This is a genomic window from Spartinivicinus marinus (assembly GCF_026309355.1).
GTDB lineage: Bacteria > Pseudomonadota > Gammaproteobacteria > Pseudomonadales > Zooshikellaceae > Spartinivicinus > Spartinivicinus marinus.
In genome coordinates, this window is sequence record NZ_JAPJZK010000001.1 from 5,271,370 (window position 1) to 5,284,863 (window position 13,494).

The following is a 13,494-nucleotide window of genomic DNA, read 5'->3' on the forward strand; positions in this document are numbered from 1 at the left end:
CAGTTGGGTTTGGGGAAATTTACAGCAGCACTAAAGCCACTGTAAAGCCCCAAAAATAGCCATACCTAATACGATGGTGGCGAGTAGGTTTTTACTAAACCAGGCGATCAATATAGCCATGATACCTGCAATTAAGTAGTTGTTATCCAATGATAATTCAATTTGCTGGCCTGATGGCATTAACAAAGCTGGAGCAATAATTGCCGTTAATACAGCAGGTGGTACATAAGTCAGTGCCTGGGAGAGCCAGGCAGGAAAGTGAAACCGACCTGCTACAGCAAATAAGCCATAGCGAATAAAAAAGGTTACCGCAGCCATACCAGTAATCAGAATAACTTCGTTCATTATTTAGCTTCCTTACTATTTGGGCAAATAAACCGTTCGCAAAGCACACCAACAATGACACCTGTTAAGGCGGCAATAATTAATCCCGCTTTATGAGGAAGTGAATGAGCCACTACTGCCACTAGTCCGGCACTCACAACGGCTGCCCATTGAGGACGTTTGACTAAATAAGGAACTACCATACCAATAAAGGTGACATACATTGCAAAGTCTAATCCCCAGTTTTGCATGTCTGGCAGGGATTTTCCTACTGTAATCCCAATTAGGGTGCAAAGCGCCCAATTAAGATACATGGCTGTCATAGAGCCAAGATAAAACCAATGCCCAGCGATAGGTGAGTGATTTTTTTTCTGGTCGTCAAAATAACGTTTGGCTGCTACTGCAAAGGTTTCATCTGTTAAGCCAAAGGCTAACAGTGCGCGCCACTTTTGTGGTAATGATTTAACAAAAGGCAGCAACGTCACTGCATACAGCATATGTCGTAAATTCACAATAAAAGTGGTTAGAATAATAATAGGAATACTCGTACCGGCGGCGAGTAGGCCAACCGCAATAAATTGACTGGAGCCAGCATAAACAAATATTGACATGGCCAATGTGGCAAGGGGGGATAAGCCTTGGTTAATGGCTAATGTTCCGTAGATAATACCAAATGGAATAGCCCCTATAAGCAATGGAATCGTTTGCTTGGCACCCGCAAAAAAAGCTAGCCTGGCAGGGTGATTAAATTTGTTAAAAATAACTTCTTGCATAACTGCTTTATCTCAATAATAAATCCGAGCGGTCATTTATAAATCCAGCTCCATATAAACATCAGCTCTGGTGAATCGAGCTTCGCCTTCTGGATGTGGTAAAACAGTAAACCCCATTTTTTGATACAGCGCTAAGGCGGGCTTTAATTTAGATGCTGTTTCCAAGATAATTTTTTTTGCTCCCAACAAATTAGCTTGGGCGATAGCATGCTCAATTAAGCGTTGGCCAATGTTGCAGCCTTGGTATGTTGGATCAACGGCCATTTTTGATAACTCATAAACACCTGGTTGAGTGGGGTATAGTGCGAAGGTGCCCACTGCCTGTTGCTTGATGAGAGCAAAAAAGATCACGCCACCTGAATGTAAGTAGTAATCTTCTGGCTCTTCCAGTTGTTGTTTATCCAGGGGTAAAAACTCAAAATATTCATCAACCCACTGTCGATTGAGTTGGTAGAAAGCTTGTTTATAAACAGGCTGCCAGCCGACAATCGTAATATCAAGAGTGGGTTTGGCAAATTTTTCTTGTACTCGCTGTTGTAGGCTTTTTTCGCTAAGCACTTGCTCCATGTCTTGTAATGCCTCAAGTAAATTATGTGAGCTGCTATCAATACATTCATCTATGGCCGTTTTAATGGCCTGCCAAATGGGTTGCAACTGTTGTATTAGTTGCACCGCTTTGGGGGTGAGCGTTAACAGCTGGCGGCGTTCATCCTGACTATCACTGCGCTTAGTGGCTAACCCAAGTTTAATCATGGTGTTTGCCATTTGGCTGACTGCAGCATGGCTGACACCTAACTGTTCGGCAAGTGTGCTGATAGGTGCCTGCTGCTGTTTGGCGATTAAATTTAATAGGGGAAATAACCGGGGAGGCATATCAACGGTGGCCGTTTGATAAATCTCGGTTACTTCCTGCATAAAGTGGTCGCTTAGTCGCTTTAAGCGGCTGCCTAATGCTTGGGAGCCAAGCGCTGCAATGAAATCCGGCATTTATTTAATCCATTACGTAAGTTCTTACGTAATTCTATAAATGACTCCCAAATTAAGCAACTATCACCTGATAGTTATGGGCAATAGTTGTTTAAAACACTATCCCTATTCAGTGCATTTTTCAGGTGTTTGCTGCCACTTCATATCAAAACTGTAAATAATCAGCCCAGTCCAAATCAGAAAGAAACAGATTAGTCTTGGTAAGCTAAAAGGTTCATTGAACAACCAAATAGCCATCAGGAATGTCATTGTTGGACTGATGTACTGAATAAAGCCAATGGTAGATAAGGGTAGACGTATAGCAGCGACAGCAAAAAATAGTAGTGGAATAGTTGTGATCAGTCCTGCAAAGATCAGTTTATAGTGTTCTAGTTGTTGCCAGTTAAAGTAATTAGTATCCGTATTTAACAGATAAATAAAATAGCTTGCAGCAATAGGCAGCATTAGTAATGTCTCAATAAATAGTCCAGGAATGGCGGGTACCTGGATTTTTTTTCGTACTAATGTGTAAACACTAAAGCTGCTGGACAATATCAGTGCGACCAGAGGGAGCTTACCCAAACTCAATAGTTCAACCGCAACACCAATAATGGCTAAGCACACGGCAAAATATTGTCTTTTAGATAATCGCTCGGCTAAAAATAGATAGCCCAGTAAAAGGGTTGTCAAAGGGTTAATAAAGTAACCTAAACTGGTTTCAAGCACTTTATCATTGCCAATGGCCCAGATAAATGTCAGCCAGTTTAGGGCCGCTAATGTGGAGGATAATAACAAGCCGCTGAACTGTCGTCTGTTTTTTAATAAAGAGAAAGCACTGCGTAGTTGCCCAGTGAAGCAGAGTAGTGGCAGCAATAAAATCACCGACCAGATCACTCGGTGCACCAGTACTTCCGGAGCAGGAACGTCTGCTACCCACTTAAAATAGAGGGGAGCAGTACCCCAAATAAAGAAAGCAATAAGGGCAGATATTACCCCCATTCGTTGATTATCAATGGCAGTCACAAATACAACCTCGTTTACTGAAAATGCCAAAAATTCGGCATCCCGAACTACAATCAGTGGTGCCTTGAATGCCTGTAGTGTCTTGAATCCACCGTGTCTTGTTAACTTGTGATGAACTAAAAATGAAAGCCAGTGGTGTACAGAGAAAAAGGTAAGCGACTACTCTCTTTCCACTGTTTGGGTAAGAATAGATTGTGAGTGATCACTCATTACTAAACTTGTCTGCTACCCTGGCAGACTCAAACACTATTTGTTCTTAAGCCTTATACCTCAGGCCTTGTTTTGCTCAGGTCCAATGTATTTAATTTTTGCTGAATGTAGATTCAGGATAAGAAAAGAAGAGGGGGCCTATCCTAAGGCGAATGAGTGAGTTAGGCAAGTGGAATTTAGCGTATACCCATGCAGCTTGTGACTGCATGGGGGGGAGGAAAGCAACTTGTTACAATACCGCGTTTAACTGCCTAGCACTTGCTTTGCCTGGGTGAGGTAATGCTGGCGGTCATCCAGGCCATTTAAACCACCGTTAATACGACGAGTAATGGTACGAATGTCGTCTTGATCAGCATAGCGATTTAAGTTGTTTCTATTCCAGTACCATCCAGCAGCATCTACGACAACAGTAGGATTTTGCGCAACCTCATCAGGCATACTAACTACATCGACACCACTGTCTTTTTTATAAGCTTGATAGTTTGATTTACCCGTCAGCTGGATAAAGCCGCGACCACGAAAACGCCAGCCATCACCACTGTTTTCATTGCCATTTCCCATGCGATTAGCATAAACTCGGTTGGCTATTTTTTCAGGGTTTCGGGCATACTGGCTAGCCAGATTGTCGTTGGGGAAATATTTACCAAACACCTGTATTAACGCGTCTTTACTGTAATTTAAGTTTTCACTGACATAGCGTAACCCACCACTTTCATGGGCAATTTGGGCAATAAAGTGGGCAATTCTCAGTGGTGTATTGATTTGATATTTATGAAGACAGCGATTAATTGCAGAACAGTAATGAGACAAAGTTTCTGCTTTAGTGCGGGGGAGAATCTTTTCTAGTTGTGACAAGCTAACGAGACTATCAGTCTCTGCTTCTTCGGTATCCACTGCATTTTTTACTGGCTGTTGCTTGACTGGTTGTGTTTGCTCTACATCAGGTATAATCAATTGTTGACCGATTTCTAGGCGATTAATGTCATCTAATTTGTTAGCTTTGGCGATTTCTGGATAGCGCATGGCATCACCGTAATATTGCTTAGCAATTCGCCCTAAGGTATCACCTGCTACTACCGTGTGCGTTAACATGTCAATGTCCTCCCTGGTTATCTCAGCAATACATCAGTCCACTGCTGTTGTATTTATTTGTTTGCGGTCCATTGATTCTTTTACATCATTATTTAATTGACCTGAATTGGATTAGCAGTGCTGAATTTACTGTTAAGCATAGACCTTATTTCTAAAACTGGTTAACTGGGCGAAGTGCTAGTTGATGTGATCTTTAGCTTGAAAAACAGCGGTTGTAGGGTAAAAAGCATACTCCAAACGGCTGGTATACCTATTAAACAAATCCATTGCATTTTAAAGAAACCCATTGAGTTGGGTTTCTTTCAGGTTTTGCTTGCTTCAGTAAGAGGTTTTTAATGTGTACGTTTAATAGGAAATTCTCGGGTGGCTTTCGATGAAATATTGGGTAGCTCACAATGGGTAACTTGCTGGCGGATAAACTGGCGAGCTAAGGGTAAGCTGGCAAAGTAAAAAGGTTGATAGCGACAGCTACGGGTATGGTCACGGTATTCAACATACACTACCCATAATGGCTTGCTATGACGCTTTGGTTGCTTAATCCACAGCTGGCTGGCCCAATAATAGAGCAGACAGTGATATTGTTGATGCTCAACATGACCAGCGAACTCAGCAAGTTCCTGTTGAGAGGTAATATCAGCAGGTTTGGGCAAGGGAGCAAAGGCACTTGCGCTATTGTGCTGAAAGAGGTGTTGATTGATCATCGTGTTCTCCTGCTACTTAAACAGAGAACTGACGTTTGGTTTGAGAGAGCCTATTTAGTTGCCTAGCCTTGATGCACGATTGCATCTCAATTGGGCCGTGGCCACATCTCCGTCACCGGAATCCACCTTGCTTAGGTTAGCAGGTTGGCAAGGACGTCAGTCCTATTCTTGATGTATGTCGATTCAGTTGGTAATAAGTTAACGTCTACATTTTTCTGTTAAGAGTCACTGAGTACTGCTTATGTCTTAAAGCTTTTTGTCTCTTGATTAAGGCGTTATGCCTATATTTTTATGTTAGCCAATGGCTATTTACCCAGAGCTCAATATAGTCAAACTTGATGTATAAAAATAGCACCAGTAGTCAATATTGTGAGGCTATTAAAGCAGTATCAATCTTGCAACTCAAGTATCCTTTCGTCTGATATCTGATAATAGAAATGACTTAATAATTAGGTTCTCCCTATTATCCTACAGGTGCACGTCCCTTAGTAAAATTTTAGGCGTAAAAGCAAAGTTTGATATACTGAGAAGTTTTATCTGTTGCGGTAGTAAAGTAGTATGCAACATCTCATCAATCAGCGACTTCAGGCAGCTAAATGAGCTATCAGGTATTGGCCAGAAAGTGGCGGCCAAAAACATTTAAAGCAATGGTTGGACAAAATCATGTACTCCAGGCATTAATTAATGCACTGGATCATGGCCGGTTACACCATGCCTATTTGTTTACTGGCACGCGAGGGGTAGGAAAAACTACCATTGCTCGTATTTTAGCCAAATGTTTGAACTGTGAAACGGGTATTAGCTCGGAGCCTTGTGGCCAATGCTCTGCTTGTCAGGAAATCGATCAGGGACGTTTTGTTGACCTATTGGAAGTAGATGCGGCATCCCGAACCAAAGTGGAAGATACCCGCGAACTGCTGGATAATGTGCAGTATGCCCCGACCCGTGGTCGTTTTAAAGTGTACCTGATTGACGAGGTACATATGCTGTCGGCCCACAGCTTTAATGCATTGCTTAAAACGCTTGAAGAACCACCGCCCCATGTAAAATTTTTGCTAGCAACGACTGACCCACAAAAATTACCAATCACGATTTTGTCTCGGTGTTTACAGTTTGGCCTAAAAAATATGCCACCAGAGCGGATAGTCGACTACCTGACAACAGTACTGGAGGCTGAACAGGTGGGTTATGAGTCAACAGCGCTGTGGCAAATAGGTCGAGCTGCGGATGGCAGTATGCGAGATGCACTAAGCTTGACGGATCAAGCCATCGCTTTTGGTAATGGCCAGGTGACAGAAGATAAAGTCGCTGCCATGTTAGGTACGATTGATCAGCGGCAGGTCTATCGAGTGGTAGCAGCATTAGCCAGTCAACAACCTGTTGCAGTATTAGCCGCCGTTGCACACTTAGCAGAATTTGCTCCTGACTACGCCAGCGTACTTGCAGATATGCTGTCGGTACTCCACCGGGTTGCGTTAGCGCAAATGGTACCGGATGCTGTCGATAACAGTCAGGGGGATCAGCAGCAGGTTTTGGCACTCGCAACAGCCATGACGGCAGAAGATGTGCAACTATTTTATCAGATAGGCTTGCAGGGGCGACAGGATTTAGCGATTGCGCCAGACCCGCGCTCAGGGTTTGAAATGGTGTTGTTGCGGATGCTGGCTTTTCGCCCTCAGCAGGGGCCGGTAATACCACCTACTCAGCCACTACCTGGTAATGAGGCCTTATCTACTACAGATAAACCTCATGATCTTGGCTCTCAGCCGAATCAAACCAGCAATGTTTCAACCACCAATACTTCAAGCAGTGCAAGCCATGTTGAAGCGACTACTCAGCCTGAGCAGTCCACTGAGCCACAGCCGTTAGAGACATCTCCTACACACACTGAATCAACCATTTCTCAACCGGCAGAAGACTCAACACCAAGCAATTCAATAGAAGATGCGTCTGCTAGTGCTGTACAAGTACCAGTGCCTGCTGCACATGACCCAGTTGTTGCCGAGCCTCCTAGCCAGCAAGTGACAGCTCAACCATCAAGGGCCTTGAACCCGGTGGCAACAGTCAATGAGTCGGTGGCTGAATTAGAAGCTTATCAGCAGTATTCTGAAGCGATGGTGCCAGACTACGAATACTCCACAGCCAGTGCATATCAGCAATCATCATCTGTTGTAGAGCCGCCAGTGACAAGTGCTACTCCAGCAGCTATCAAAAATCCTAAACAACCAGTGCCAGGGGTTGCCGCAAATACAGTAGATATACCAGTAGCGAATACCTCTGCACTTAAGCAGGCCATTGTGGATGAAAGGGAGCATGCTGCGGACTTAACTGTAACAGTGGCTCCTACTGGAACACCACTATCGACTACAGAAATGGCTGAACCTGCTCCCTCGGCGACTATGCTTAAAGAAGAGGTAGCAAAAACATTTACTTTGGACACCGTACAGCCGACAGACTGGCCACAGTTATACTCTCAACTGTCAATCAGTGGTGCAGCCAATGCCATTGCCCAGCAAATGGAGCTGGTCGAAATAACTGCTGGACGTTGGTATTTCCGCATTGCCAAAGAACATACTGTATTACTGAATGACAGTCAGATTCAGCGGGTGAGCCAGGCGCTATCGCATTATTTTGCCACTGAAATTCAAGTTTCACTTGATCAAGTGGTAGCAACTAAAGCGGAAACGCCAGCGGCTTATCGTGCCCGGAAGCGTCAGGAGCGACAAACTGCCGCAGAACAAAGTATTATTAGCGACCCAAATGTGCAGGCATTAATGCAGCACTTTTCTGCTACAATCGTCGAAAACTCAGTAATGCCTATCGACTCTTAAGCATTACTGGTATTGAGATTGACTTACATGAGGTTTTTATATGTTTAAAGGTGGTATGGGCAACCTAATGAAACAAGCCCAGCAGATGCAAGAGCAAATGCAAAAAGTGCAAGAAGAACTGGCTAATGCTGAGGTGACGGGTGAGTCTGGTGCAGGGTTGGTTAGCATTGTGATGACAGGCCGCCATGATGTTAAGCGAGTGAGTATTGATCCTAGCTTGCTGCAAGAAGATAAAGAAATGCTCGAAGATTTAATTGCAGCGGCGGTTAATGATGCAGTACGTAAAGTAGAAAAAAATAATCAAGATAAAATGGCCAACCTAACAGGTGGTATGAAATTACCTGAAGGTTTTAAGTTTCCATTTTAAGCCGTCAATGAGTTAGGGGGTAACACACACTTGTGGTGCCCCTCTCGTGCATTAGTCGACAGTTACAGCACACCTATGTCTTTTAGTCCTTTAATTTCTGAATTAATCGCTGCATTTCGCTGTTTACCCGGGGTAGGCCCCAAGTCAGCTCAACGGATGGCATTGCATTTATTAGAGCGTGATCGGCATGGCGCATTGCAACTATCCTATAGCTTGCAGCAGGCAGCCAATCAGGTAGGCAATTGCCAGCAATGCCGAACCTTATGTGAGACAACTCTTTGTCCCATTTGTAGCAGTAGTCGTCGGCAGCGAGAAACTATCTGTGTCGTTGAAACTCCTGCTGATGTATTGGCTATTGAGCAAGCAGGGGGGTTTAGCGGTTTATATTTTGTGCTGATGGGACACTTGTCTCCACTTGAAGGGATTGGTCCGGAGCAGCTGGGCTTGGATCAGTTGATTCAACGGGTAAAGCAAGACCAGGTTGAAGAGTTGATCTTAGCCACTAACCCTACTGTAGAGGGAGAGACCACCGCTCATTATATTGCTGACCAGCTTCAGGGACTACCGGTTAGCATATCAAGAATTGCGCATGGGATTCCGCTGGGTGGTGAACTGGAATATGTTGATGGTGGAACGTTGGCTCATGCATTAGCTGGACGTAAGCCCTGGCTAGTCAATGACTGATAGATTCCACTCAACCATTTCTCCTCTTTGGATTACGACCAATGAGGCCTTAGCCCAACATGCATTTGCCTGGTTAGAGCAGTCTCATTTAGCGTTGGATACTGAGTTTTTTCGTTGCCAGACGTTTTATGCTAAGCCTGGCCTGATTCAGCTAGCAACGGCTGAGCAGGTATTTTTTATTGATCCATTACAAGTCACTGATTTCGAACCTTTAGCTAAGGTGCTTGCAGCCTCACACGTCATCAAAGTGCTACATGCTTGCAGTGAGGACCTGGAAATATTTCAACAACTAACAGGGACACTCCCGGTGCCCTTGTTCGATACTCAGCTGGCCGCAGCATTTTCAGGATTGGGGCCATCGGTGGGCTATCAACGCCTGGTTACTGAGCTGTTGGGTATTCAGCTTGCGAAAGATGAAACACGCTCAGACTGGTTGCAGCGTCCGCTATCAGACGCGCAAATCACATATGCTGCACTAGATGTACACTACTTGTGGCAACTGTACCAGCCCCTGGTGAGCCAACTGAATAAGCTGCAACGGCTTGATTGGTTACAACAAGAGTGTCAGCAGCTTATTGAGCAGGCGGCTAATCCGCAACCACCAGAGCAGGCTTATCAACAGGTTAAACTAGCCTGGAAGCTGCGACGTAGCGAGCTGGCTATTTTGCGGAAGCTGGCAGCCTGGCGGGAAAAGGAAGTGAGAAAGCGGGATATACCTCGTCATCGTTTTTTGACGGATGATCAGTTATGGTGGCTTGCCAGAATTAAGCCCCGCAAATTGGTGCAACTGGATAAAGTGCGTGGGATTCGTAAAGATCAGGTAGCCCGCGAAGGGCGTACGATTTGTGGCATTATCGCTAAGTCATCGGCAGAGCCCGCAGACCGCTGGCCTAAGCGGTTGCCTAAGCCTTTGCCAAAATCGAGTAAATCGTTAATTACTCAAGTTAAAAAGCTAGCAGCAACGGTGGCAACAACACTTAGCCTGCCACCGGAATTGGTAATTAGAAAAAAACAGCTAGACGCATTAATCAGAAGTGGTTTATCCGATGGTTATTTTAACTGGCCTGAAAACTTACAACCTTGGCGTCGTGAGCTGCTGGGCGAGTCGCTACTGGTAGAATTAAGACAACTAGCAAAACAACAGCAATGTATTACTGTTATGAACAAACAAATTGTTTCTATATATAAAAGCCCTAATAAAGATGAAATGTATTTATATGTGGCAAAACAGGCGAAATTATCTGAAGTGCCTGAGGCTTTATTGCAATTATTTGGTAAGCCAGAACATGTGCTGGACTTGTTGCTGACTCCAGAAAAATCACTATCAAGAGCTGATGTTACTCAGGTGATGAAAGCAATTGATGAAAAGGGGTTTTATCTACAGATGCCACCTGCTAAAGAAGATTATCTGATTGAGTTACCTGAAGAGTTTTTATCTAAAGGAGACCCTGTGTAATGGCTAGGCCATTACCTTTTTGGCAGTCTAAACCTCTGTCGGCAATGAGCCAGACAGAGTGGGAGTCCTTGTGTGATGGTTGTGGACTATGTTGTTTGCATAAACTGGAAGATGAAGATGATGGAGCGGTTTATTATACTCAAATCAGTTGTCGTTGGTTAGACCATCAAAGTTGTCGCTGTCAGGATTATCAACATCGACGACAGCAGGTACCCGGTTGTTTGGATGTTCGGGCAGCCCAACCACAAGTATACGACTGGTTGCCTCCTAGTTGTGCTTATCGGTTATTGGCTGAAGGGGAGCCTTTACCCGTCTGGCATCCATTGGTCAGTGGCAATCCTGATTCAGTGCATCAAGCAGGAATTTCGTTACGCGGGCAAATGGTGGCCGAGCATCAGGTTAAAGAAGAGGATTGGCCTGACTATATTATTGCAATAGGCTAATCAATGGCTTGTTGCTAGCAGTGATGTTGAGAAAATAAATAGCATGTAAATTACACTATTTAAAGTAGACCAGTGCCGAAAAAAATAGAGTAAATAATATATTTATTCAATAATAGTAGGGTTTATCTGTAAACAAGTTGTTGTATACCCAATCCTCACTTCAGTAATGACGACTCTCACGGAATAACAAAGCCTGTTTGACCCTATGGGAATATTACTTCTAGACTTGAGCAGAATTCATCTTCTTAAGTAGGAAAAAAATAATGGCACTGACATTCGGTGGGCGTCGTTTAGTGGCGCTTATTTTAACTTGTTGTATAGCACTGCTCTCAATTCAAAGCACGATGGTGCGAGCGGGTATGGTAGGTACTGATCAGGTCATCGCAGAAGAGCAGCACCAGGTAGATAAAGAAGCCCTGTTGAGTATGCTTGAAGAGGACGAAGTAAAGGAAAAGCTTCAAGCGCTAGGAGTACCAGAAGAACAAGTGAAATCACGAATTGATGCAATGACGCCTGAAGAGCTTGCACAATTCAATGAAAAATTAACTGAGCTGCCTGCGGGTAGTGGCGTTGCCGGTGTGATTGTCTTGTTTTTAGTGGTCTTTATTGTAACCGATATGCTGTGTGCGACGGATATATTTACCTTTGTACGCTGTATTAATTAAATAAGAAAATAGTGGCAAATTTTTTTCGATCCTTACTGCTCATCTCTTATGCCCGGCACTTGCTGGGCATTTTTATTTTATTGGTATTAACGGGTTGTGCCAGTAATAATTTTATAAAACAAATGGATGAGTTATCTGCTGATCGTTTTGATGCTGACAGCTTTTATCAAGTAGAACTTGAGCAGGTCCCCTTTTTTCCTCAAACCGAATATCACTGTGGACCTGCTGCTCTGGCAACCGTTTTGAACTATTGGGATGTGCCAGTGGTGCCAGATGATTTAGTGGATGAGGTCTACACGCCAGCCAAACAAGGTAGTTTTCAGATTGAGCTGGTGGCCGCTACGCGTCAGCGTGGTTTATTGGCTTATGAAATGAAAGGTTCTTTACAACAGTTGTTGGCTGAAATTACCGCAGGGCATCCTGTGTTAGTGATGCTGAACTTGGGTTATAGCTGGTATCCACAGTGGCATTACGCGGTCGTTGTAGGGTTTGAATGGTCGGAAAAGCAGGTAGTGTTGAGGTCAGAACAACATAAGCGCTATAAAATGCCATTAGCCTTATTTGGGAAAACTTGGAGTAGGGCCAGCTATTGGGGGTTAGTTGCATTACCTCCTGACAGGCTGCCGGCAACAGCTAATCCTCTTACATACCTTAAGGCTGCGCAATCCCTAGAGCAGGTCAGTCAGCGTAAAGCGGCGATTATGGCCTATCAAGCCGCATTAAAAACCTGGCCTCATCAACCCATTGCTTTGTTAGGGTTAGGCAATATCTATTATGCTAATCAACAGAGACAACAATCGATAGATACTCTCATGACTTTGGTAAAGGAGCACCCTCTGCACACGGTGGGCTGGAATAATCTAGGTTATGCCTTGGCGACGAGTGGCTGTCAAAAAGCAGCACAGCAAGCGTTAACCTGTGGGTTGACTGTACAACCTAAGAATTCACAACTGCTGGCTACCCAGCAAGAGATTCAAGCACTAACAGTAAAAAGGCTGCTTAAGCAATGCCCTAAAGTAGAGTGTGACCGAAGTCGTAAGCCTAACCAACAGTAATCAAAACTAATCCCCTAAAATATTATTTAATTTGTTTATAATGACCTGACGGGCCTCTTTGATTATGATGAGCAAACTTTTCTTAAACTAAGCTGTATAATTTATTATCGGTATGGATCCAAATCATTATTTTTACGGTTGGATGATTTATTTAGCGAGTGCCTTTGGCTGTTTTTTAGTCTGGGTGCGAATGACAAGATCATTAAGCCGCTTTCTAAAAGGGTTGTTACGTGGAATTGTGGCAGTTGCCTTATTTACTCCATGGTATGTTGATAACAACCAAGACTACTTAGCACCTGCTGGCCTGGTGGCCTTATATGATGCCTTAACCAAAGGGGCGGAGTCAGCCTACCGAGCAGGGCATGTGGTTGCTGTGGCAGAGCTACTGATGTTTGTTTTGCTGTTAGGGCTGTTCATTATTCTGCCATCTCCTAAAGCCAAGCGAACTAAATCGAAAACAGAGGCACAAGACAAGCGTAAGCCTGCTACTCGTCAACAACAAACTAAGCAGAAAAAACGTACAAAAAGCACCCCTCAACAATCTAAAGAGCGGATTACCCCAACGATTTAGGGCATCTAATCATTTCGCTATCTCTTGTTTTTCGCAGAAGCTGAGAAATATGGGAGGGAGGGTATTCTGGAGCAGAAGAGGAATACCCTACTATTTCACACTTATTCTCCAAAGCTTTTTAGCGAGACCGCCTAACTCTTAAGCCTCACTATCCGCTTAATCGTGCCATTTACAATAAAACTGCTATAACTTAATGGTGGTACCAGATATTTTCCTGTGCTGATCGGTTATATACAGCAGCTACTTACTGCTGGCCTGAATACAACAAATTGTAACAGGCATAAAAGCCTTGAAGGTTTGGATGTTCATTTGAGCGGCGATATGTATAAGACT

At 44.0% G+C, this 13,494-nt stretch carries 14 protein-coding genes and 1 riboswitch; of the genes, 8 read left to right on the plus strand and 6 right to left on the minus strand.

Going from position 1 to position 13,494, the window contains the following annotated elements:
• Positions 1 to 30: 30 nt before the first annotated feature.
• The 6 genes from OQE68_RS23680 to OQE68_RS23705 all read right to left on the minus strand — a co-directional run bounded on the left by OQE68_RS23680 (position 31) and on the right by OQE68_RS23705 (position 5,089).
• Positions 31 to 345: an AzlD domain-containing protein gene (locus OQE68_RS23680; RefSeq protein ID WP_180567921.1), complete on the minus strand. Its 315-nt coding sequence runs from the start codon at positions 343 to 345 to the stop codon at positions 31 to 33.
• Positions 345 to 1,097, minus strand: coding sequence for an AzlC family ABC transporter permease (locus OQE68_RS23685; RefSeq protein WP_180567920.1), 753 nt, complete (start codon positions 1,095 to 1,097; stop codon positions 345 to 347). Before OQE68_RS23685 ends, OQE68_RS23680 begins: the two co-directional genes overlap by 1 nt.
• Before the next feature lie 36 nt (positions 1,098 to 1,133).
• A complete protein-coding gene (locus OQE68_RS23690; RefSeq protein WP_180567919.1) occupies positions 1,134 to 2,084 on the minus strand; it encodes a bifunctional helix-turn-helix transcriptional regulator/GNAT family N-acetyltransferase in 951 nt (316 codons plus the stop codon).
• A 105-nt stretch (positions 2,085 to 2,189) separates the two neighbouring features.
• Complete coding sequence (gene rarD / locus OQE68_RS23695; RefSeq protein WP_180567918.1) at positions 2,190 to 3,086, minus strand: EamA family transporter RarD; 897 nt, start codon at positions 3,084 to 3,086, stop codon at positions 2,190 to 2,192.
• A 453-nt stretch (positions 3,087 to 3,539) separates the two neighbouring features.
• Entirely contained in the window at positions 3,540 to 4,388 is an 849-nt protein-coding gene (locus tag OQE68_RS23700; RefSeq protein ID WP_219339982.1) for a LysM peptidoglycan-binding domain-containing protein, read from the minus strand.
• Between the two features lie 332 nt (positions 4,389 to 4,720).
• Positions 4,721 to 5,089, minus strand: coding sequence for a hypothetical protein (locus tag OQE68_RS23705; RefSeq protein WP_180567917.1), 369 nt, complete (start codon positions 5,087 to 5,089; stop codon positions 4,721 to 4,723).
• A 44-nt stretch (positions 5,090 to 5,133) separates the two neighbouring features.
• A riboswitch (SAM-I-IV-variant riboswitch) is annotated at positions 5,134 to 5,269 on the minus strand.
• A 416-nt stretch (positions 5,270 to 5,685) separates the two neighbouring features.
• Between OQE68_RS23705 and dnaX the strand changes: the two genes are divergently transcribed.
• From dnaX to OQE68_RS23750, 8 genes are all read left to right on the plus strand, one after another.
• A complete protein-coding gene (gene dnaX, locus OQE68_RS23710; protein ID WP_180567916.1) occupies positions 5,686 to 7,920 on the plus strand; it encodes a DNA polymerase III subunit gamma/tau in 2,235 nt (744 codons plus the stop codon).
• A gap of 40 nt (positions 7,921 to 7,960) precedes the next feature.
• A complete protein-coding gene (locus tag OQE68_RS23715; RefSeq protein WP_180567915.1) occupies positions 7,961 to 8,287 on the plus strand; it encodes a YbaB/EbfC family nucleoid-associated protein in 327 nt (108 codons plus the stop codon).
• 75 nt (positions 8,288 to 8,362) lie between these two features.
• Complete coding sequence (gene recR, locus OQE68_RS23720) at positions 8,363 to 8,971, plus strand: recombination mediator RecR (RefSeq protein WP_180567955.1); 609 nt, start codon at positions 8,363 to 8,365, stop codon at positions 8,969 to 8,971.
• Complete coding sequence (gene rnd, locus OQE68_RS23725) at positions 8,964 to 10,427, plus strand: ribonuclease D (protein WP_180567914.1); 1,464 nt, start codon at positions 8,964 to 8,966, stop codon at positions 10,425 to 10,427. The genes recR and rnd overlap by 8 nt, the downstream gene beginning before the upstream one ends.
• Positions 10,427 to 10,870, plus strand: a complete 444-nt coding sequence (locus OQE68_RS23735) for a YcgN family cysteine cluster protein (protein ID WP_180567913.1) — start codon at positions 10,427 to 10,429, stop codon at positions 10,868 to 10,870. The genes rnd and OQE68_RS23735 overlap by 1 nt, the downstream gene beginning before the upstream one ends.
• A gap of 263 nt (positions 10,871 to 11,133) precedes the next feature.
• Positions 11,134 to 11,535, plus strand: coding sequence for a PA2779 family protein (locus OQE68_RS23740; RefSeq protein ID WP_180567912.1), 402 nt, complete (start codon positions 11,134 to 11,136; stop codon positions 11,533 to 11,535).
• An 11-nt stretch (positions 11,536 to 11,546) separates the two neighbouring features.
• Positions 11,547 to 12,590, plus strand: a complete 1,044-nt coding sequence (locus tag OQE68_RS23745; protein WP_180567911.1) for a PA2778 family cysteine peptidase — start codon at positions 11,547 to 11,549, stop codon at positions 12,588 to 12,590.
• Positions 12,591 to 12,780: 190 nt separating this feature from the next.
• Positions 12,781 to 13,161, plus strand: coding sequence for a hypothetical protein (locus OQE68_RS23750; protein WP_180567910.1), 381 nt, complete (start codon positions 12,781 to 12,783; stop codon positions 13,159 to 13,161).
• Positions 13,162 to 13,494 lie beyond the last annotated feature (333 nt).

Bases quoted from the DNA above. Each gene is read 5' to 3' on its own strand.
- OQE68_RS23680 (WP_180567921.1), bottom strand. From the start codon at position 345: ATGAACGAAGTTATTCTGATTACTGGTATGGCTGCGGTAACCTTTTTT.
- OQE68_RS23685 (WP_180567920.1), bottom strand. From the start codon at position 1,097: ATGCAAGAAGTTATTTTTAACAAATTTAATCACCCTGCCAGGCTAGCT.
- OQE68_RS23690 (WP_180567919.1), bottom strand. From the start codon at position 2,084: ATGCCGGATTTCATTGCAGCGCTTGGCTCCCAAGCATTAGGCAGCCGC.
- OQE68_RS23700 (WP_219339982.1), bottom strand. From the start codon at position 4,388: ATGTTAACGCACACGGTAGTAGCAGGTGATACCTTAGGGCGAATTGCT.
- OQE68_RS23705 (WP_180567917.1), bottom strand. From the start codon at position 5,089: ATGATCAATCAACACCTCTTTCAGCACAATAGCGCAAGTGCCTTTGCT.
- dnaX (WP_180567916.1), top strand. From the start codon at position 5,686: ATGAGCTATCAGGTATTGGCCAGAAAGTGGCGGCCAAAAACATTTAAA.
- OQE68_RS23715 (WP_180567915.1), top strand. From the start codon at position 7,961: ATGTTTAAAGGTGGTATGGGCAACCTAATGAAACAAGCCCAGCAGATG.
- recR (WP_180567955.1), top strand. From the start codon at position 8,363: ATGTCTTTTAGTCCTTTAATTTCTGAATTAATCGCTGCATTTCGCTGT.
- rnd (WP_180567914.1), top strand. From the start codon at position 8,964: ATGACTGATAGATTCCACTCAACCATTTCTCCTCTTTGGATTACGACC.
- OQE68_RS23735 (WP_180567913.1), top strand. From the start codon at position 10,427: ATGGCTAGGCCATTACCTTTTTGGCAGTCTAAACCTCTGTCGGCAATG.
- OQE68_RS23740 (WP_180567912.1), top strand. From the start codon at position 11,134: ATGGCACTGACATTCGGTGGGCGTCGTTTAGTGGCGCTTATTTTAACT.
- OQE68_RS23750 (WP_180567910.1), top strand. From the start codon at position 12,781: ATGACAAGATCATTAAGCCGCTTTCTAAAAGGGTTGTTACGTGGAATT.